The 18,691-nt window shown below is 70.2% G+C and carries 18 protein-coding genes and 1 pseudogene; 9 read left to right on the top strand and 10 right to left on the bottom strand.

Annotation, left to right across the window (positions count from 1 at the left end):
- Window positions 1-30: 30 nt before the first annotated feature.
- The 3 genes from AB5G72_RS13575 to AB5G72_RS13565 are packed head-to-tail and all read right to left on the bottom strand — an operon-like array spanning window position 31 to window position 3,664.
- A complete protein-coding gene (locus AB5G72_RS13575) occupies window positions 31-1,635 on the bottom strand; it encodes an ABC transporter substrate-binding protein (protein WP_440220083.1) in 1,605 nt (534 codons plus the stop codon).
- Window positions 1,632-2,699: an ABC transporter ATP-binding protein gene (locus AB5G72_RS13570; protein ID WP_440220082.1), complete on the bottom strand. Its 1,068-nt coding sequence runs from the start codon at window positions 2,697-2,699 to the stop codon at window positions 1,632-1,634. Before AB5G72_RS13570 ends, AB5G72_RS13575 begins: the two co-directional genes overlap by 4 nt.
- On the bottom strand, window positions 2,696-3,664 hold the full coding sequence (locus AB5G72_RS13565; RefSeq protein WP_440220081.1) for an ABC transporter ATP-binding protein: 969 nt from the start codon (window positions 3,662-3,664) through the stop codon (window positions 2,696-2,698). The genes AB5G72_RS13570 and AB5G72_RS13565 overlap by 4 nt, the downstream gene beginning before the upstream one ends.
- Window positions 3,665-3,931: 267 nt before the next feature.
- Here AB5G72_RS13565 and AB5G72_RS13560 point away from each other — a divergent pair, with 267 nt between their 5' ends.
- The 3 genes from AB5G72_RS13560 (at window position 3,932) to AB5G72_RS13550 (ending at window position 6,740) form a co-directional block, all read left to right on the top strand.
- Window positions 3,932-5,050: an ABC transporter permease gene (locus AB5G72_RS13560; protein WP_120282963.1), complete on the top strand. Its 1,119-nt coding sequence runs from the start codon at window positions 3,932-3,934 to the stop codon at window positions 5,048-5,050.
- Window positions 5,043-5,966, top strand: a complete 924-nt coding sequence (locus AB5G72_RS13555) for an ABC transporter permease (RefSeq protein WP_440220080.1) — start codon at window positions 5,043-5,045, stop codon at window positions 5,964-5,966. Before AB5G72_RS13560 ends, AB5G72_RS13555 begins: the two co-directional genes overlap by 8 nt.
- Before the next feature lie 69 nt (window positions 5,967-6,035).
- Complete coding sequence (locus AB5G72_RS13550) at window positions 6,036-6,740, top strand: TetR/AcrR family transcriptional regulator (RefSeq protein ID WP_440220079.1); 705 nt, start codon at window positions 6,036-6,038, stop codon at window positions 6,738-6,740.
- Here the strand turns inward: AB5G72_RS13550 and AB5G72_RS13545 are convergent.
- Window positions 6,696-7,526, bottom strand: a complete 831-nt coding sequence (locus AB5G72_RS13545; protein WP_440221501.1) for a formylglycine-generating enzyme family protein — start codon at window positions 7,524-7,526, stop codon at window positions 6,696-6,698. The genes AB5G72_RS13550 and AB5G72_RS13545 overlap by 45 nt on opposite strands.
- 134 nt (window positions 7,527-7,660) lie before the next feature.
- Window positions 7,661-8,245, bottom strand: coding sequence for a TetR/AcrR family transcriptional regulator (locus AB5G72_RS13540; protein ID WP_440220078.1), 585 nt, complete (start codon window positions 8,243-8,245; stop codon window positions 7,661-7,663).
- A 113-nt stretch (window positions 8,246-8,358) separates the two neighbouring features.
- Between AB5G72_RS13540 and AB5G72_RS13535 the strand changes: the two genes are divergently transcribed.
- Both AB5G72_RS13535 and AB5G72_RS13530 read left to right on the top strand, forming a co-directional pair.
- Complete coding sequence (locus tag AB5G72_RS13535; protein ID WP_290722910.1) at window positions 8,359-9,258, top strand: TauD/TfdA dioxygenase family protein; 900 nt, start codon at window positions 8,359-8,361, stop codon at window positions 9,256-9,258.
- Window positions 9,255-11,648: an arylsulfatase gene (locus tag AB5G72_RS13530; RefSeq protein WP_440220077.1), complete on the top strand. Its 2,394-nt coding sequence runs from the start codon at window positions 9,255-9,257 to the stop codon at window positions 11,646-11,648. Before AB5G72_RS13535 ends, AB5G72_RS13530 begins: the two co-directional genes overlap by 4 nt.
- A gap of 25 nt (window positions 11,649-11,673) precedes the next feature.
- Here AB5G72_RS13530 and AB5G72_RS13525 read toward each other — a convergent pair whose 3' ends face one another.
- From AB5G72_RS13525 to AB5G72_RS13515, 3 genes are read right to left on the bottom strand one after another with little or no spacing between them, the layout of a single operon-like run.
- Window positions 11,674-12,858: an NAD(P)/FAD-dependent oxidoreductase gene (locus AB5G72_RS13525; protein ID WP_440220076.1), complete on the bottom strand. Its 1,185-nt coding sequence runs from the start codon at window positions 12,856-12,858 to the stop codon at window positions 11,674-11,676.
- A gap of 4 nt (window positions 12,859-12,862) precedes the next feature.
- Window positions 12,863-13,129 carry a hypothetical protein gene (locus tag AB5G72_RS13520; protein WP_067716453.1) on the bottom strand — a complete coding sequence of 89 codons (267 nt, stop codon included), beginning with the start codon at window positions 13,127-13,129 and terminating at the stop codon, window positions 12,863-12,865.
- Window positions 13,130-13,161: 32 nt separating this feature from the next.
- Window positions 13,162-14,106, bottom strand: coding sequence for an aspartate dehydrogenase domain-containing protein (locus AB5G72_RS13515; protein WP_440220075.1), 945 nt, complete (start codon window positions 14,104-14,106; stop codon window positions 13,162-13,164).
- Window positions 14,107-14,127: 21 nt separating this feature from the next.
- Between AB5G72_RS13515 and AB5G72_RS13510 the strand changes: the two genes are divergently transcribed.
- Window positions 14,128-14,814: a TetR/AcrR family transcriptional regulator gene (locus AB5G72_RS13510; protein ID WP_440220074.1), complete on the top strand. Its 687-nt coding sequence runs from the start codon at window positions 14,128-14,130 to the stop codon at window positions 14,812-14,814.
- Between the two features lie 22 nt (window positions 14,815-14,836).
- On the opposite strand, the gene AB5G72_RS13505 is transcribed toward AB5G72_RS13510, so the two are convergent.
- A complete protein-coding gene (locus AB5G72_RS13505; protein ID WP_440220073.1) occupies window positions 14,837-15,136 on the bottom strand; it encodes an EthD family reductase in 300 nt (99 codons plus the stop codon).
- A gap of 154 nt (window positions 15,137-15,290) precedes the next feature.
- On the opposite strand from AB5G72_RS13505, the gene AB5G72_RS13500 reads away from it, so the two are divergent.
- Window positions 15,291-15,485 (top strand): hypothetical protein, encoded by a 195-nt coding sequence (locus tag AB5G72_RS13500; protein WP_440220072.1) that lies wholly within the window; start codon window positions 15,291-15,293, stop codon window positions 15,483-15,485.
- Between the two features lie 72 nt (window positions 15,486-15,557).
- Complete coding sequence (locus tag AB5G72_RS13495; protein ID WP_440220071.1) at window positions 15,558-16,034, top strand: SRPBCC family protein; 477 nt, start codon at window positions 15,558-15,560, stop codon at window positions 16,032-16,034.
- On the opposite strand, the pseudogene pgi reads toward AB5G72_RS13495, so the two are convergent.
- Window positions 16,031-17,692 (bottom strand): annotated as a pseudogene (gene pgi, locus AB5G72_RS13490) (glucose-6-phosphate isomerase). The gene AB5G72_RS13495 and the pseudogene pgi overlap by 4 nt on opposite strands.
- A 162-nt stretch (window positions 17,693-17,854) precedes the next feature.
- On the opposite strand from pgi, the gene AB5G72_RS13485 reads away from it, so the two are divergent.
- Window positions 17,855-18,655: an SDR family NAD(P)-dependent oxidoreductase gene (locus tag AB5G72_RS13485; RefSeq protein ID WP_440220070.1), complete on the top strand. Its 801-nt coding sequence runs from the start codon at window positions 17,855-17,857 to the stop codon at window positions 18,653-18,655.
- Window positions 18,656-18,691: the final 36 nt, after the last annotated feature.

Raw genomic sequence — 18,691 nt, 5'->3', positions numbered from 1 at the left:
GCGCGGCCCGTCAGGACCGCGGGGGAGTGATCACTCCTTCACGAACGCCCCGTCGTACAGGACGGTCGAGGACAGGGTCGGGGTGAGTCCGCCGACCGTGTCGGAGACGGCCACGTACTGCTCGGCGTTGGCCATCACGGTGAACGGCTGCACCTCGTTGAAGACCTCCTGCAGACGGGTCATCGCCTCCTTCTGGGCGTCGAGGTCCGCGGCGGCCTTGAGCTCGTTGACCGCGGCGGTGAGCTCGGGGTCGTCGATGCCCGTGAGGTTGGTCGCGCCGGTCGGGGTGAACGCGCTGGCGAACGTGGACGCCGGGTCGGCGTCCGAGGTGGCCAGGCCGCCGATCACGATCTCGTAGTCGCCGGTGAACTGACGCGCGGTGACCTGGGAGACCGGGGCGTTCTCGATCTGGACGTTGAACCCGGCCGCGTCCAGCAGCGCCTTGGCGACCACGCCGGCCTCGATGTTCTCGGGGCCGTCGGAGATGAGCATCCGCAGGGAGCCGTCCCAGTCGGGGCGGTCGGCCTTGAGCTCCTCCACGAGCGACTTCGCACGCTCGACGTCGTACGTCGGGCCCTCCTGGCCGTCGAACAGGCGGGAGGACTCGGCGACCAGGGCGGAGGTCGGCTGACCCTCGCCGTCGTACAGGCGCTGGTTCCACAGATCGCGGTCCATGGCGGCGGCGACGGCCTGGCGGGCGCGGACATCGGTGAGGATGCCGTCGTAGCCGGCCTTGCCGGAGTTCATGTTGATGACCGAGCCGGAGCTGATGAACTCCTCGAAGCCGCGGACCTCGTCGGCCGTGGCCATGTTGACGAACTTGGCGCCGCGCAGGAAGCCCACCTGGAGCTCACCGGTCTGGAACGCGTCGTAGGTGCCCTGGGAGCCGGGGATGCGGATGAACTTCAGGGTCGGGCAGACGGGGCCGCCGTAGTAGTCCGGGTTGGGCTCGAGGACGGTCTCCTGGTCGGGGATGTAGTTGCCGACCGTGAAGGCGCCGGCGCCGATCGGGTTGCGGGCCCAGTCCTGCGGGTCGGCGGCCTCGTAGGCGTCCTGCGGGATGACCTCGCCGATGGTGCCGGCGAGCGCGACGGGGAAACCGGCCCACGGCCGGGCGAGCGTGAACTCGACGGTGAGGGGGTCGACCACGCGGGTCTCGGAGATCTCCATCGCGTCGGTCATGGCGACCGAGCGGGTGGCGGGGTCCTTGTGCAGGCCGACGGTGAACGCGACGTCCTCCGCGGTGAGCGGGTCGCCGTTGGAGAAGGTGACGCCGTCACGCAGGGTGAGGGTCCACACGGTGTTGTCGTCGTTGGCCTCGAGGGACTCGGCGAGCTTGGGCTCGAACTCCTCGGCCTCGGGGTTCCACACCATGAGCCGGTCGTAGACGGCCGCCGACTGCGCGCCGCCGCGGACACCGTACTGGCCCTGGCCGGGCGCGAAGGACGGGAGCATGGAGAACTCGCCCACGGTGATCTCGCCGCCGACCCGGTCCTCGGTGCACCGCTCGGACTGGTCGGGGGCCTGGCCCTCGGCGCCGCCGGAGGCGGAGGTGGACTCCTCCCCGCCGCCGCAGGCGGACAGGGTCAGGGCGGCGGCCGCGAGGACGGCCATGGCGCTGGTGATGCGCTTCATCGATTCTCCTGGAGAGGGTGGTGGCACGCGACCTGGTGGCCGGGTGCGATGTCGACCAACGGGGGGCGTTCGGTGGCGCAGATGTCGGTGGCCAGTGGGCACCGGGTTCGGAATCTGCATCCGGATGGGGGGTTCAGGGGCGAGGGCAGCTCGGAGCTGGTCGCGGTGATGGAGTCCTCGCCGAGCGTGTCGGCGAGCGTGCCGCCGAGCGTGGGCGCGGACGAGATGAGCAGCATCGTGTACGGGTGGGCCGGGGCCCGGTACAGCGACTCGGTGTCGGCGACCTCGCAGACGGTGCCGAGGTACATCACCGCCACGCGGTCGGCGATGTTGTGCACCACCGACAGGTCGTGGGAGATGAAGATCATCGTCAGGCGGTAGCGCTCCTTCATCTCCTCGAGGAGGTTGAGGATCTGTGCCTGCACGGAGACGTCGAGGGCCGAGACCGGCTCGTCGCACACCAGCACCTCGGGCTCCAGGACGAGTGCGCGGGCCAGGGCGATGCGCTGGCACTGCCCGCCGGAGAACTCCGACGGGCGGCGGCCGCCGGCGTGCTCGGGGTCGAGTCCGACGGCCTCGAGGGCGGAGTCGACGCAGCGACGGATCTCCTCGCGTCCACCGCCTGAGCCCTGGATCTCGAGGCCCTCGGCCACGATGTCGCGGACCCTGCGGCGCGGGTTGAGGGAGGACACGGGGTCCTGGAAGACCATCTGGATCATCTTGCGGGCCCGCGTCAGGGCCGCCCCGGACAGCGAGCACAGGTCCGTGTCATCGACCATCACGCGCCCGGAGTTCGGGCGGGGCAGCTGCAGCATCGCCCGGCCGAGGCTGGACTTTCCACAGCCGGATTCGCCGACCAGGGCGAGGGTGGAGCCGCGGGGGACCGTGAGGGAGACGTCCGAGACGGCGTGGACCGTGCCCTTGCGGGTGTGGTACTCGACGGTCACGTGGTCGACGACGAGTTTGTCGGCCCCGTGCTCGTCGACGACGACGTCGGCATCGGCCGGAGGGCGCGCGTTCTCCGGCTCGGCCGAACCGGTGAGGTGAGGGGAGGGGACGGTCATGATGCCTCGCTGGTGGTGCTGGAAGTGGCGGGGACGAGCGGGTGATGGCACGCGGCGCGATGGATTTCAGCGATGGGGACACCGAACCGCGGTGTCTCGTCGGGTGCCGTCGCCAGGTCCTCGAGCGGCGGGTCCACGGCGAGGCAGTCGTCGGCCACACGCGGGCAGCGGGGTGCGAACCGGCAGCCGGCGGGCATCTCCCGTAGGTTCGGCGGGCGTCCCTCGATCACGGTGAGCCGGGTGTGCGGCGGCAGGTCGGGACGCGGGATCGAGTCCAGCAGCGCCCCGGTGTACGGGTGTGCGGGCTCGTCGAGCAGGGCCCGGGTGTCGCCCACTTCGAGAAACCGTCCGGCGTACATGACCCCGATCCTGTCGGTGTGCTGCGAGACCACCGCGAGGTCGTGGCTGACGAGGATCATCGCCATGTTCGAATCGGCCTGCAGCCCGTGCAGCAGGTCGAGGATCTCGTGCTGCACCGTCACGTCGAGCGCGGTCGTGGGCTCGTCGGCGATGAGGAGCTTGGGCGAGCAGGACAGGGCGATCGCGATGCCGACCCGCTGGCGCATGCCGCCGGAGAGCTGGTGCGGGTACTCGGAGAGCCGGGCGCGCGGTGAGGGGATGCGCACCCGGGTCAGCAGCTCGACCGCGTGGTCGGTGGCCTCGCGGCGGCTCACTCCCAGGTGGTGGCGCAGTGGGTCGGTGATCTGGCGCCCGATGGTCCGGATCGGGTTGAGCGAGGTCAACGGGTCCTGGAACACCATGGCGATCTCGCGGCCCCAGAACTTCTGCGCCTCGCGCTGGGACAGGGACAGGACGTCCCGGCCGTCGAAGCGGACCGTGGAGCCCTGATCGACGCGGGCGGTGGTCGGCGCGATGCCCATGATCGACCGCACGAGCATCGACTTGCCCGAGCCGGACTCGCCCACGATGCCGATCGTCTCGCCCCGGCGCAGGGAGATGTTCACCCCGTCGACGGGCGTGATGCGACCGTCGGGGGTGTCGATGTGGGTGCGCAGGTCGCGTACCTCGAGCAGCAGGTCGGGGTCCGAAGGCCCGTGTCCGCTGGGTGCTGCGGCGGCGATGGCTGCCTCCTGGGGTTGGTGTCTCGGACGGGGATCTAAGACAACTGCTTAGAACGTGTTGCTGTGATGAGTATCACGGCATAGGGTGTCCACGTCAAGGTGATTAAGAAGCCGCCTCAGGCGGTGACTCAAACGAAGGGGTCTCCCCACGTGCTCAGGTTCATTGGCGAACGCGCTCTGCACGCGGTCGTCGTCGTCGTACTCGCGACCATCGGCGCGTTCTTCCTGATGGAGGCCGTTCCCGGCGACTCCGCGGCATCCGCCGTGGGGCCGGGCGCGACCGCGGAGCAATACCAGGCAGCCCGGGAGGAGCTGGGTCTCGACGACCCGGTCACCACCCGGTTCGCGGAATGGGTCGGCAGCATGGCCTCGGCCGACCTGGGCAACTCGCTCATCCCGCCCAACCAGCCGGTCACCGAGATGATCGGCAACGCGCTGCCGGTCACCATCCAGCTGGCGTTCCTGTCGATCATCCTGTCGCTGGCGATCGCGGTCCCGGTGGCGGTGTGGTCGGCCTACCGCCGTGGTGGGGTGTTCGACCAGGTCGCCTCGGTCGTCGCGTTCGCGTTCATCTCGGTGCCCAGCTTCGTGGCCGGCCTGCTGCTGATCTACCTGCTGGTCTTCAACCACTCCTTCGCGCAGCAGCTCATCCTCGGCGCGGCCGTCGTGATCGGGCTGGTGGTGGCGCTGTCGCCGCTGGGCCGTCGGGGCGGGCGCGGGGCACCCGGCGTCACCTGGGGCCGGTCCCTCATCGCCGGTCTGGCGGTGGGCGGGGTGATCGCCGTGATCGCGCTGTTCCTGCCCGAGTTCCCCCGCCAGGGCTACGCGCCGCTGGCCGAGGGGCTGGGGGAGAACCTGCGCAGCATCATGCTGCCCGCGCTCACCCTCGCGCTGATGGAGGTCGCGATCTTCACCCGCGTCCTGCGGACCGACATGATCTCGACCCTGCAGCAGGATTTCGTCCTGTCCTCGCGCGCGAAGGGCATGCCGACCGGCCACGTCCTGGTCAAGGAGGCCCTGCGGCCGTCGACGGTCTCGATCATCACCCTCGCCGGCATCAGCCTCGGTCGCCTCATCGGCGGGACGGTGGTCGTCGAGCGGCTGTTCAACCTGCCCGGTATGGGCAGCATGATCGTCGACGCCGTTCAGAACGACAATCTGCCCGTGGTGCTCGGCGGCGTGATCGTCATCGCCGTCTTCTACGTCGTGGTCAACATGACCGTCGACGTCACCTATGCACTCATCGACCCGAGGATCCGCCGTGGCTGACAACGACCCCACCCGTTCCACCGTCGCCTCGACCGCGACCGCGACCATCGCCGCGGAGGCGCCCGCCCGGCGCAAGCTGCGCCTGCAGAAGCTCTCCGCGGTCGGCACCCTGCTCGCCCTCGGGTGGACCGCCCTCATCGTTCTCGGCGCGTTGATCGTCGACTTCCTGCCGCTGGCCGAGGCGCGCGACCCGCAGTTCGCGCTGACGACCCGGTCCCTGCTGCCGCCGGATCTGCTCACGGCGCATCCCCTGGGCACCGACCGTCAGGGCCTCGACATCCTCGGCGGCCTGCTCTACGGCGCCCGGGTCTCCATCGTGGTGGGCATCGGCGGTGTCGTCATCGGCGCCCTCATCGGCGGCGCGCTGGGCCTGGTGGCCGGCTACAAGGGCGGCTGGGCCGACCGGATCGTCTCCATCATCAGCGACGTCCTGCTGGCGTTCCCGTCGCTCATCCTGCTCATCGCGATCGTCACGGTCCTCGACCCGACCCTGCTCAACGTCACCCTGGCGCTGGGGATCATGGTGGTGCCGTCGTACGCACGGCTCGTCCGCGCCAACGCGATGAGCTTCGCCGGCCGCGAGTTCGTCACCGCCGCCCGGTCGCTCGGTGCGGGCGAGACCCGCATCATGCTGCGCGAGGTGGCCCCCAACATCGTGGCGCCGGTGCTGTCCTACAGTTTCATGCTCGTGGCGGTGCTGATCGTCGCGGAGGCCTCGCTGAGCTACCTGGGGCTGAGCATTCCTCGGCCCGAACCGACGTGGGGCAACATGATCAGCGCCGGTCAGTCCGATTTCGAGAGGTACCCCGGACTGGTGGGGATTCCCGCCATCGTCCTGTTCCTCACGGTGTTGAGCTTCAACCAGCTGGGCGAGGCCGCCGGCCGCAAGTGGAGCCCCGGAGCGGCGAAGATCTGATCGACGCCGACCGGCCCGGTCCGGCGGCGGTATGGGCACTGTTCAATCAAGGCGGAGGAAAGGGGCCCGATGGACCCGACGAATGAACCCTCGGTCGAGGGAGCCGCCCAGGCGAGGGACGCCAAGACCGCGATGCTCGAGATCGCCGAGCAACTGATCAGCGAGCGCGGTCTGGACCGTGTCTCGATGCGCGACGTCGCCACCGCCGCCGGGCAACGCAACAACTCCGCGGTGCAGTACCACTTCGGCAGCCGCGACGGTCTCATCCTGCAGGTGCTGCGGCGCCGGCTGACCGCCCTCGACGTCGATCGCCGGCAGCGGTTGGCGGAGATCGACGAGCAGGGCCTGGGCACCGACCTCGCGGCTCTCGTGCGGGTGCTGTTCGAGCCGATCGTCGACCTGCTGCGGGCCCAACCCGAGTCCACCTACTATGCGAGGTTCCTGCAGCGGGTCGGGCCGGTCATGGCCCCCGGGATCCCGGAGGCGCAGCTGCGCACCGCGACCAACGACGTGGTGGTGCGCCTCATCGATGTGCTCTCCCACCTTCCGCGACGGGTGGCGTTCGAGCGCATCGACCTCGCCGTCCAGATGTTCACCGGCGCGCTCGCGGTCTACGAGGACCGCCGGGACGCGCGGAACGCCGTGGTCAACGCCGACTTCGACAAGGTCGTCGCCCATCTCTACGACATGGTCGAGGCCGCGCTTCGGGCCGGTGTCGGACCAGGGGAGTCACACGTCGCGGACGCACCGGAAGCCGAGGTTGGCGGTCGCTGAACCGGCGGTGTTCGTCGATCGGGCCGCCACCCGGTAGCGGTAACAGTACGACTCGTGGCACAGGTAGGAACCTCCCCGCATCACGCGCCACGTCTCGTCGCCCGGGCTCCCGTCCGGGCGCGGACCGCGGGGATCCTCTCGGGGCGAGACCGCGTAGTAGCCGGGGTCGAACACGTCGGCGCACCATTCCCACACGTTGCCGACCATCTGGTGCAGGCCGTATCCGTTCGGCCGGAACGCGCGTACCGGGGCTGTCGTCAGGTGGCCGTCGTCGAGCGTGTTGTGGGAGGGGAACCGTCCCTGCCACACATTGAGACCCCACCGACCACGCGGGGTCAGCTCGTCGCCCCACGGGAAGCGGGCCCCGGCGAGGCCGCCCCGTGCCGCGTACTCCCACTCCGCCTCGGTGGGCAGGCGGGCCCCCGCCCATTCGCAGTAGGCCGTCGCGTCGTTCCAGGACACGTGCACGACCGGGTGGTTCTGCACAGCGGTGATCGAGGACCGGCGCCCGCCGGGGTGGCGCCAGTCGGCTCCCCGCACGGCCACCCACCACGGCGTGGAATCCAGGTGGTGGAGGACGTCGGCCGGGTCGGCCTCCACGGCGAGATGGAACACCGGCGAGACGCCGAGGTCCTCCGCGTCGGTCACGTACCCGGTGTCCTTGCAGAACCTGGCGAACTGGGCGTTGGTGACGGCGCACTCGTCCATCCGGAACGAGCGCAGGCTCACCTCGTGCAGGGGTAGCTCCCCGTCGTCGGGGTACCCCTCGTCGAAGTGGTCGCCCATCACCGATGTCCCGCCGGGAATCAGGACCTGCCGGCGGGGACGGTCGGCTCCACGGCCCGGGGACCGCGGGCCCCGCAGGTTCGGCCCGTCGGGAGGGGGCGGGGCGCCCGGTGCGCAGCAGGCCCTCGTCGTCGTCATCGTCCTTCCCCGGCTCCCAGGCCCGTGACCACCTCGGACAGGAGTTCCGCCATCCGCGTGTCGACGCCCTGGCGGTCGGCGGCTCCGACGTCCAGGACGTCGAGGATCTGGTCGCGCAGAACCGGCCAGGCATAGATCACCGTGAGGGCGAGCGCGAGATGCAGTTCGCCGGCCGGCGGGGGATCGGTCATGCGGGACACCGCGCCGGCGGGCCGGACCGAGGCGTCGATCAGCGGCCGCGACACGGCGTCCGGATCCAGGGACAGCCACACCAACAGGCGGCTGAAATCCGGGTTCTCGACGGCTCCGGTGAGCATGGAGTACACGGCCCGGCCGGCATCGTCGTGGTCTCCCACCCGGGCGGTGCCGTGCCGCAGGCCGTCCTCGAGTACCGCCGACAACAGGTCGTCCTTGTTCCCGATGTGTCGGTGGATGAGACCGAGGTTCACCCCCGCGGCCTCGGCCACCAGGCGCAGGGGCGCCCGTGGCCCGCGGGCCGCGAAGATCCGGCGGGCGGTGCCGAGAACGGCGCGGCGTACTGCGTCTCGTCCGACGGGGCGATCCGATTCGAGGAGATCCATGGACGCCACTGTAGACGATCGTCTACAGTCACGGTTGAGCACGCTGTAGACAGATGTCTACGCCTCGCGCGTCGTCCCCTCGACCAGGCCCACCGGCCACGGAAGGAACCCCCATGCAGGTCACGATCGGCGATCACGACATCGAGTTCGGCCCCAAGCGGATGCGGCTGACGGCCGACGATGCCCCGCCCGCCACCTACCACCACATCGGCGTGCGGCCCGTCACCCCGTTCATCGGAGCGGATGTCGAGGGCGTCGACCTCGCCGCCCCGTCACCCGAGCAGATCTCCGAACTCAAGACCGCGCTGCTCGAGAGGAAGGTGCTCTTCTTCCGGGACCAACAGCACGTCACCGCCCACCAGCACCGCGACTTCGCCGCCCACTGGGGCGACCTGGAGGTCCACCCGCTCCTCGACCAGGGGGAGATCCCCGAGGTCGTGAGGTTCGACCGCGGACAGGACAACCCGGGCATGGAGAACATCTGGCACGTGGACGTCACCTGGCAGGACCGGCCCCCCATGGGGTCGGTGCTGCGGGCGATCCGGGTCCCCGATGCCGGCGGCGACACCCTGTGGTCGGACATGGGCAACGCCTACGACGCGCTGCCGGACGAGATCAAGGAGCGGATCGACGGGCTGACGGCCACACACGACTTCACGCCGTCGTTCGGCCGGAGCATGTCCCCCGACAAGCTCGCCGAGATGCAGAAGCGCTACCCGCCGCAGCACCATCCGGTGGTCCGCACGCACCCCGAGACCGGCCGCAGACTCCTGTTCGTCAACAGCCTGTTCACCACCGGTATCGACGGCATGGACCCGGTCGAGGGCAGGGAGTTGTTACGGCGCCTGCTCGACCAGGTCAAGATGCCCGACTTCCAGGCACGCCTGCGTTGGGCCCCGGGCACGGTGGCGTTCTGGGACAACCGGGCCACCCAGCACTACGCGTGCAGTGACTACTTCCCCCATCGTCGGGTCATGGAGCGCGTCGCCATCGTCGGGGACGTGCCGGCATGAGCCCGTCAGACGACGCGTTTCCCGAGGCCGGTCTCGACCGTCACGTCCTGCCCGTGCGGCGGCTCGCCGGTCGGGTGCCCGCTGAGATGGACCGCCGCGATCAGCAGGACGGGTTCCCGGGCGTCGAGCAGATCCGCCCACCGCAGGGGGCGCCCAACGTCCTGCTGGTGATGCTCGACGACGTGGGGTTCGGCACGTCCTCGGCGTTCGGGGGCCCCTGCCGCACCCCGACCATCGAGCGCCTCAACCACGACGGGGCGGGGTACACGCGGTTCCACACCACCGCGCTGTGCTCGCCGACCCGCGCCGCGACCCTCACCGGGCGCAACCACCACAGCGTGGGGATGGGCGTGATCGCCGAGATGAGCACCCGCGCACCCGGATACACGGGCATGCGGCCCGACTCGGCGGCCACCATCGCCCGGGTGCTGCGCGGCAACGGCTACGCCACCGGCGCGTTCGGCAAGATGCACCAGACCCCGCCGTGGGAGACCACGGCCGCCGGGCCGTTCGACCGCTGGCCCACCGAGGAGGGGTTCGACACGTTCTACGGGTTCCTGGGCGCCGAGGCGGACCACTTCACCCCGGTCCTCTACGACGGGCGTCGACAGGTGGACCCGCCCCGGACGCCGGAGGAGGGATACCACCTCACCGAGGACCTGGTGGACCACGCCGTCCAGTGGGTCGAGAACGTCTCCGCCGTGGCCCCCGACATGCCGTGGTTCTGCTACCTGCCGCTGGGCGCGGTCCACGCGCCGCTGCACGTCCCCGAGTCCTATCGCGACCGGTACGTCGGCGAGTTCGACGACGGCTGGGACGCCCTGCGTGAGCGGACCCTGGCGCGCCAGAAGGAACTGGGAGTGGTCCCCGAGGACACCGAGCTCGGACCATGGGCGCCCGGTCTGCCGCACTGGGACGAGCTCGACGACGACGAGAAGAAGGTCGCCGCCCGACTCATGGAGCTGTACGCCGGGTTCCTCGAGCACACCGATGACCAGGTGGGGCGCCTCATCGACCATCTCGACTCGACGGGTGCGCTGGAGAACACCCTGGTCCTGTACATGGTCGGGGACAACGGCGCCTCCACGGAGGGCGGCCGGCTGGGCGCGTTCAACTACCTCGCCGGACTCAACGGGCTGCCCTCGACCACCGAGGAACTGCTGGCCAAGTGGGACGATCTCGGCGGCCCCGACTCGTACCCGCACTTCCCGTCGTCCTGGGCGCTGGCGCTGAACACCCCCTACCAGTGGGCCAAACAGGTCGCCTCCCACTACGGCGGGACCCGGAACGCCCTCGTCGCGCACTGGCCGGGCCGGATCGCCGAGCCGGGCAGGTTGCGCCACCAGTGGCACCACTGCGTGGACATCGCCCCCACCATCCTCGAGGCCGCGGGCCTGCCGATGCCGCACACCGTGGACGGCGTGGCGCAGAAGCCGTTGGAGGGGGTGGGCATGACCTACACCTTCGACCAGCCCGACGCCCCGGACCGGCACACCACCCAGTACTTCGAGATCTTCGGCAACCGCGGGATCTACGACCACGGGTGGACCGCCGTGACCGCGCAACGGGCGCCCTGGCTGATGGCCACCTCCGGCGTCGACCTCACGCCGCTGGCGGACAGTACATGGGAGCTCTACGACACCCGCGCGGACTGGTCGCAGTCCCGTGACCTCGCCGCCGAGCACCCCGAGATCCTCGAGCGGTTGACGATGAAGTTCATCGCCGAGGCCGCGCGGTACGACGTCCTGCCGCTGGACGACAGCACCGTGGGACGCCAGGCCGGCGTCGACAACCGCCCACCCCACCCCATGGGCGGCCGCTCGTCGATCACCCTGTACCCGCACATGGACGGGCTCAACGAGAAGGCCGCGCCCAAGCTGCTCAACCGTGCGTTCCGTCTCACGGCGGCGCTGGAGGTCCACGGAGGCGATTCCCCCGCGGCCGGGTCCTGCGAGGGTGTGCTGCTCAGCCTGGGCGGCCGCTTCGGTGGCATGACGCTGTACATCGTCGACGGGGTGCCCGTCTTCGAGTACAACTTCTTCGGTCGCCACCACGGCCGGGCAGCCGGCAGCGAACCGCTCGCCGCGGGTGCGCGCACCGTCGAGCTCGAGTTCGCCTACGACGGAGGGATCGCGGCGGGCGCGGACCTGCGCCTGCTCATCGACGGTGAGCAGGTGGGGCAGGGGCGCATCGCCGTGACGGCCCCCGCGATGTTCAGCATGAACGAGACCCTCGACATCGGGCGCAGCCGGGGGAGCGCGGTGAGCACCGCGTACGAGGGATCGTTCCCGGTCCGCGGCGCCACGCTCCACCACGTGCAGGTGGATCTCGGTCGCGGCAGTGAACTCCCGCAGGCGCGACGGGACGAGATCGAACTGGCCACCCACTGACCTCGGCGACGGACCGGTCGCCGGGTCAGACCCGGCCGCGCAGGAGCTTGCGGAAGTACACGACGGGCTGGACGAACCGGTCGAACGCGTACGTCATCCGTCGCGGGGCGGAGAGGTCGATCCCCGGCACCGACGGGGCCGGCCGGCCGTCCCGGTCGTGCTCGTCGAGCACCAGTCGGCCCCTGCTCACGGCCACGGGGATGACCGTGTAGCCGTCGTACTCCTTCAGCGGCCCACCGTCGCGGGCGGCGCGCAGGTTGTCGGCCACCACCGCGACCTGGTCGCGCAACGCGCCACCGGACGGGCGGGTGTCCACGGTCGCGGCGTCCCCCAGTCCCCACACCGTCTCGTGGCGCGTGTGGCGCAGGGTGCGGGGGTCCACCTCGACGAGCGTGGCGGCGTCGCCCGTCGCCAGGCCCGAGTCGGCGACGAATCGCGGTGCGCGGCTGTCCGGGGTGACGTAGGCGAGGTTGACGTGCTCGAGGGTCACCGGGGCGGGGCCGTCGAGCGAGACGGTCCGGGCGGCGTGGTCCACGGCGGTCACCCGTGTGTCGGCGTGCACCGTGATGCCGTAGTCCTCGATGAACGGCTGCAATCGGGAGTCGATCTTCTCCAGTCCGAGCAGTCCGCCGAACGGGGTCACCAGGTGCACGTCGATCCGGTCGAGCACCTCGGCCCGCCGCCACCGGTCGCACGCCAGGAACATCGCCTTGAGCACCGTCCCGCCGCAGGATGCCGGCTCGGGCGGAACCGAGAACACCACGGTGCCCTCACGTTCACGCACGAGGGCGGCACATGCCCGACCGGCGTACTCGGGCACGTGGGCGGACACCGCCCAGCCGTCGACGTAGGCCTCCTGCAGTCCCGGAATCTCCTCCCAGTGCGGGGTGAGGCCGGGGCACAACACCAGGTCGCGGTAGCTGACGGACGCCCCGCTGTCGAGGGTGACGGTCCGGGCGTCGGGATCGACGCGGGTGGCCGCGTGCGGCACGAGTTCGACCCCGTCCGGGACCACTGTCGCCATGGCCCGCTCGTAGCGGGACATGCGTGCCTGCCCGGCCGCGGCGTAGTTCAGCATCGGCCGGTAGCGGTGCACCGGGCTGGGGTCGATGAGCGCGATGCCGCTCACGCCATCGCGCCTGAGGCGGGCCGCCAGGGAGACCCCGGCATTGCCTGCCCCGACGATCACGGTGTCGAACGCGGCGGGCATGGCTCTAGAACACCTCGAACGCGTAGCCGACGAGGCCGACCACCAGGAGGAGGACGACGATGGCGATGACCACTATCCACACGACGGGACTCGTGCGTCCCGGCTGAGGAGTCGGGCTCTGCCGCTCCGTGGGGGCCTGCTTCCTGGCCGCACTGTCCGACTGCAACGACGTCGAGTCGGAGTCCGGGGTCACCCCGGCAGGGGCGGAACCGGTGTCATCCACGTCCGGGCTCTGGGCGGGATCCGGGTCTGACGGTCGGGCGTTGGTCATAGTCGCACCTCTCGTTGACTGGGACCCACACGCTAGGGGCTCGGCGGTCGAGCTTCCACCGGTCGGCCTGTCACCGGCCGGTCTATCACCTCGCGACGCGCCCCGCGGCCCGGGTCCTGACTGAGAACCACCACGCCCGGCCCCGCCCCGGCCGCGAGACAGGAGAGGACCTCCGCAACCGACCACGCGGTGATCGCCGACGTGCGACCGCCGGAGTCCGGGTCCACGGAGTTCTCGAACTGCAGCTCGTAGCGGCCCATCGGCGAGACCCACTCCACGACGTGGCGGGTGCGCTGAACCTGGGGGTCGGCGACCACGACCACCTCGGTCCGATCCAGCCCCAACGTGGCCAGCGCGAGTGCGACCGACGCGTTGGAGGTGAGCGGGAACGCCAGCGCCGCCTCACGGGCCGACCCGCGGAACACCTCACGACCCTCGGTCAGCTGCTCCTCGACGTCCAGCGCGGCCGGGCTTTTGATGGTGAAGTGCCGCAGCTGGGCGTCGTCAGCGCCCGCGCGTGCCGCAGCCGAGAGGATGTCGAGCCCGCCCACGGCCCCGGCGGGGACGAGTACGCGACCGGAGCCGGGCCCGCGGGCGAGGAGCTCGCGCGGGTCCTCGTGACGGGCGAACACCCCGCAGGAGCACACGATCATGTCCTTGCCGGCGGCCGTCACTCGCGGGATGAACTCGTCGGCCGCCTCGACGCTCCCGGCCTCGACCACCACATCGGCCGCCTCGATGGCGCCGGTGATCTCCTCGTCCGTGCTGCGGGAACGCAGCACATCACCGAGCCGGGCACCGGGGACGTCGCCCCGTTCCAGCGCCTCGATGACTGCGCCGCCGATCGCTCCGGCACCGATCACGGCGACCACCAGCGGCCGGGTGCGCGCAGCCTGATCGGCCGCGGCGGACGCGTGAGCCTCGCCGGTCGCGGGTCCGGGCGCCGGCTCGGGTGAGGGGGAGCGGGACGGGGTCATGATTAGGCCACCGTACCCACTGTGGGGAGCCGAGACCGGCCGGTGCAGGACTTCTGCGCGACCGATCAGCGACTCCCCGCCGAGGCGATCGAGGGCCGTCGCAGGCGTGTCCCGAAGGGCGAGGTCCAGCGGCAGGTCATCCTGGACGGGTTCGAGGGACTGCTCGAGCAGATGCCGGCATCGGACATCTCGGTCAAGGACATCACCGAGGCCGCGGGGATCAATCGGCCGAACTTCTACTTCTACTTCGAGTCCAAGAACGAGGTGCTGGGGGAGCTGGTCGGGCGGGCCTGGGACGCCTGGATCGACACCGTCGGGAGCTACCGCCGGCGGGCCGGGGAATCGCACTCCGACTACTTCGACCGGCTCTTCGGCCAGTCCTACGCCGCGTGGGTGGAACACGACCAGGTGATGGTGGCCGGAGTACAGGCGACCGGATACGACGACGAGGTGAGGTCCCGCTGGACCGAGTTGGTGACGGGGTTGAACACTCACCTCGCGGAGCAGATGGGGCAGGACGCGGAGGCCGGGCTGATCGCCCCGTTGTCCGATGACCACGGGGCGATCGTCGACAGGCTGACGGACATGATCGTCATGGCCTTCTACCAGGACCGGTCGCTCAAGCCCGCCGAAGTCGAGTCGGCCCGGATGCTGGCGTCCATCAAGGCGATCTGGTTGGGGGCGTGGGGAGTGGCGGACGTCCGGTGAGGCTGTGTGCCGGCGCTGCCGACTACTCGGTGCTGCCGACGAGAATGGTCGGGGTGACGCCGAGGTTGGCGCCGTCCGCCGCCAGGGCCCGGCCCTCCTCGGTGGACATCGCGGCACCCATCGCCTCGGCGTCCGCGAAGAACAGCTGGGCCATGAGGTGGAACTCGGGTGCGGATCCGTCCGGGCCGGGCAGGAAGCGCGTGACCTTGGCGTCCTCGAGGCCGGGCACCTTGAGGGCGAGGGGAATGTGCGTCCCGGTGTAGTACTCGTCGAACTTCTCCACGTCGTCGGGGGTGCCGTACAGGACGGTGAGAGTGATCAAGGGGGATCCTTTCGAGGGGCGCCCGGCCCGATGGCCGACCGTGGGGTGTCGTAGCGGTGATGATGCCCCAGACCGCGGCGCCACGGGCCCGGTCCGTCAGGCGAGTCCGCATTGATCCGTTGATCCCGTCCCGGGCTGGTTCTAGCGTGGACCCATGAGGTCACACGCGGCAGGACCGCTGGTCGGGCTGGGACTCCTCTACGGGGCCGGGGTGGGCACGGTCCTCGGAGTCGTGATCGCCAGCGCCCCGAACCTGGCCACCTGGATGGCGATGGGCGCAGGCATCGGTGTGGTCGTGAGGAGCGTCGCCGAACTGTGGCGTGACGTGGCACGACGAACCGCACACTGACACTCGCGGTACCGGCCGGGGCCCTATCGTGATGTGATCCGATCCCGAGAACTCCGGAAGGACCGATCTGCCATGACCGCCATCACCACCGTCGACCGCGGCCCCCGCGTCGTCGCCCGCAGCGTCACCGTCAACGCCCCCGCCGAGGAACTGTTCGCCCTCGTCACCGACCCCCGCAAGCACGGACTCGTCGACGGGTCGGGAACCGTGAAGAGCAACGTCAAGGGCCCGTCGACCCTGTCCGAGGGCGCCAAGTTCACCACCTCGATGCGCATGTACGGCGTCCCGTACCGCATCACCAGCACGGTCACCGAGTACGTCGACTCCCCTGACCGGAAGGTCATCGAGTGGGCGCACCCCGCGGGCCATCGCTGGCGCTGGGAGTTCACCCCGACCGCGGACGGGCGCACCGAGGTCACCGAGAGCTTCGACCCCCGACCCTCGAAGATCGGCGCGATCTTCGAGAAGATCGGCGTGGCCGACCAGAACGCCTCCGGCATCACCGAGACGCTCTCGCGCCTGGCCGCGAAGTACGAGACCGCGGGCTAACCTCTCGTCGCCGACCGATCCCGGCCGCGTGCACCCCGATAGCGGGAGATGAGGGTCGCTGTCGAGGAATCCAGTTCGATCCCGGAGGTGTCGCCGGAGGCGAGTGCCGGGTAGAGGTCGCGGGCCTGCTTCTTCCCCAGTTCGACCCCCCACTGGTCGAAGGCGTTGATGTTCCAGATCGCCCCCTGGACAAAAACGACGTGTTCGTACAGGGCGATGAGCTGCCCGAGGACGCCGGGGGACAGCGAGGGCGCGAGGATCGTCGTCGAGGGACGGTTTCCGGGCATCACCCGGTGAGGGAGGAGAGCGGCCTCGATGCCGTCGGCGCGAAGTTCGGCGTCGGTCCGGCCGAAAGCCAGTACCCGGGACTGGGCGAACATGTTGCTCACGAGCAGGTCGTGCATGGCCACACGGTCGTCGGCCGCCATCGTTCCGTCCGAGGGGCGGGCGATGCCGATGAAGTCGACGGGGACGAGGTGGGTGCCCTGGTGCAGGAGTTGGAAGAACGCGTGCTGGCCGTTCGTCCCCGGCTCACCCCAGTAGATCTCCCCGGTGGGGTGGTCCACCGGGGAGCCGTCGAGCCGGACCGATTTGCCCAACGATTCCATGGTCAACTGCTGGAGGTACGCGGGGAAGCGGGCGAGATCGTGCGCGTAGGGGATGACGGCCTTGGACTGGGCCCCCAGGAAACTCGTGTACCAGACGCCGAGCAGCCCCATGAGCAGGGGCGCGTTGCGGTCATCCGCCGCGGTGGCGAAGTGCTCGTCCATCTAGTTCATGCCCTCCAGGAACTCGGTGAAGACCCCGGGCCCGAGGGTGATCATGCAGCTGAGCCCGATCGCGGACCCCACGGAGAAACGGCCACCGACCCAGTCCCAGAAGCCGAACACCGCCTCCTCGGCGATGCCGAACGCGGCCACCTCGTCGGAGGCTGTCGAGACCGCGACGAAGTGAGCGGCCACGGCGTCCTCCGCGCCGAGGCGATCGAGAAACCATCGACGGGCGGCGTGGGCGTTCGCGAGGGTCTCCTGGGTGGTGAACGTCTTGGAGGCGACGATCACCAGGGTGGTCTCGGGGTCGATCCCGGCCAGGGTGGAGTCGAGGTCGCGGGGGTCGACGTTCGACACGTAGTGGGCGGTGATCCCGCCGGTCTGCAGGGGGCGTAGGGCCCGGTCGACCATCGCGGGCCCGAGATCCGATCCGCCGATGCCGATGTTGAGGACGGTGGTGATCTTCTTGCCGGTGTACCCGGTCCATTCCCCGCTCCGGACCCGCTCGGCGAAGGCGGTCATCGTCCGGAGGGTCTCGTGGACGTCGACGACCACGTCGCGACCATCCAGGGTCAGCGTGTCATCGGCATCTCGTCGTAGGGCCGTGTGCAGGACGGCACGGTCCTCCGTGGTGTTGATGCGGTCGCCGCGGAACATGGCTGCTCGGCGGACCGGCAGGTCCGCGACGCGAGCGAGGCCGAGGAGCGCGGAGACGACCTCATCGGTGACCAGGTTCTTGGACAGGTCGATGTAGAGATCGCCTGCCGTCACGCCCAGTCGGCTCCCGCGGTCGGGGTCTCGGTCGAACAACTCACGCAGGGTGGTCTCACCCGTCGAGGCGGCCAGCGCCTCGACCGCTCGCCACTCATCGGTGGTGCTGATGTCCATGTCGATGCGGTTCACGGGCAAGCCTTCGGTGTGGTGGCGGAGGGGGGCGAGGCTGACGATACCGTGGTGTACACAGATGACTACAGTTTCCGTACACAGGTGACTACAGTGGCGGTGGCGGGTCGACGCACCCGCCCGGCTGCACCGACGTGAAAGGCCTCGATGACCACCACGAGCACGACGATGATCCCAGCCCGTGCTGCGGCCCGCCTGTCCGGCAAGGTGGCCGTCGTGACCGGCGCCGGTCAGGGGGTGGGCCGGGGCATAGCCCTCGCGCTGGCCGAATCCGGAGCCGCGGTGGTGCTGGTCGGCCGGACACTGCGCACGCTCGAATCGGTGGCCGAGGAGATCCGCGCGACCGGTGGCACGGCGGACTCCCTGGTTATCGACATCACCGACGAGACCGCCGTGGAGTCGATTATCGCGACCGCGGTCATGTGGCTGGGCTCGGTGGACATCCTGGTCAACAACGCGAACCTCGCGGAACCGATGCCGCTGGACGAGTACTCGGACGCCGCGTTCCGCACGGCATTCGAGGCCGGACCCCGGGCCTCGCTGAGCCTTATGAAGCAGGCCCGCCCGTACATGGTCGCGCGGGGTGGCGGGGTGGTGATCAATCTCGTCTCCTCGGCCGCGGTCCGGTGGGACGCGGCGGACCACGGTGTCTACGCGGCGGTGAAGGAGGCGATCCGGTCGCTCACCCGGGCGGCAGCCTGTGAATGGGGTCCTGACGGGATCCGAGCCCTCACTGTCGCCCCCCACGCCCACAGCCCCGGACTCGACTGGTGGATGCGTCACCACCCGGAGGAGGCCGAGCGGTTCATCGCCCGCATACCCGCCGGGCGGGTGGGCGACCCCGTGGCAGACATCGGCCGGCCCGTGGCGTGGCTGTGCACGGCGGAGGCATCCTACCTCACCGGCGTGACCATTCCGCTCGACGGCGGTCAGTCCCGGTGGGGCTGATCACCACATCCACATTTCTCCGACAGAAGAGGTCAC

Source organism: Dietzia sp. MNB45 (genome assembly GCF_051994785.1).
Lineage (GTDB): Bacteria > Actinomycetota > Actinomycetes > Mycobacteriales > Mycobacteriaceae > Dietzia > Dietzia kunjamensis.
Note: the sequence above shows the minus strand (reverse complement) of the source record. Positions and strands in the feature narration are given on the sequence as shown.

Bases quoted from the DNA above. Each gene is read 5' to 3' on its own strand.
- AB5G72_RS13575 (WP_440220083.1), bottom strand. From the start codon at position 1,635: ATGAAGCGCATCACCAGCGCCATGGCCGTCCTCGCGGCCGCCGCCCTG.
- AB5G72_RS13570 (WP_440220082.1), bottom strand. From the start codon at position 2,699: ATGACCGTCCCCTCCCCTCACCTCACCGGTTCGGCCGAGCCGGAGAAC.
- AB5G72_RS13550 (WP_440220079.1), top strand. From the start codon at position 6,036: ATGGACCCGACGAATGAACCCTCGGTCGAGGGAGCCGCCCAGGCGAGG.
- AB5G72_RS13545 (WP_440221501.1), bottom strand. From the start codon at position 7,526: ATGGGCGACCACTTCGACGAGGGGTACCCCGACGACGGGGAGCTACCC.
- AB5G72_RS13540 (WP_440220078.1), bottom strand. From the start codon at position 8,245: ATGGATCTCCTCGAATCGGATCGCCCCGTCGGACGAGACGCAGTACGC.
- AB5G72_RS13535 (WP_290722910.1), top strand. From the start codon at position 8,359: ATGCAGGTCACGATCGGCGATCACGACATCGAGTTCGGCCCCAAGCGG.
- AB5G72_RS13530 (WP_440220077.1), top strand. From the start codon at position 9,255: ATGAGCCCGTCAGACGACGCGTTTCCCGAGGCCGGTCTCGACCGTCAC.
- AB5G72_RS13525 (WP_440220076.1), bottom strand. From the start codon at position 12,858: ATGCCCGCCGCGTTCGACACCGTGATCGTCGGGGCAGGCAATGCCGGG.
- AB5G72_RS13520 (WP_067716453.1), bottom strand. From the start codon at position 13,129: ATGACCAACGCCCGACCGTCAGACCCGGATCCCGCCCAGAGCCCGGAC.
- AB5G72_RS13515 (WP_440220075.1), bottom strand. From the start codon at position 14,106: ATGACCCCGTCCCGCTCCCCCTCACCCGAGCCGGCGCCCGGACCCGCG.
- AB5G72_RS13500 (WP_440220072.1), top strand. From the start codon at position 15,291: ATGAGGTCACACGCGGCAGGACCGCTGGTCGGGCTGGGACTCCTCTAC.
- AB5G72_RS13495 (WP_440220071.1), top strand. From the start codon at position 15,558: ATGACCGCCATCACCACCGTCGACCGCGGCCCCCGCGTCGTCGCCCGC.
- AB5G72_RS13485 (WP_440220070.1), top strand. From the start codon at position 17,855: ATGACCACCACGAGCACGACGATGATCCCAGCCCGTGCTGCGGCCCGC.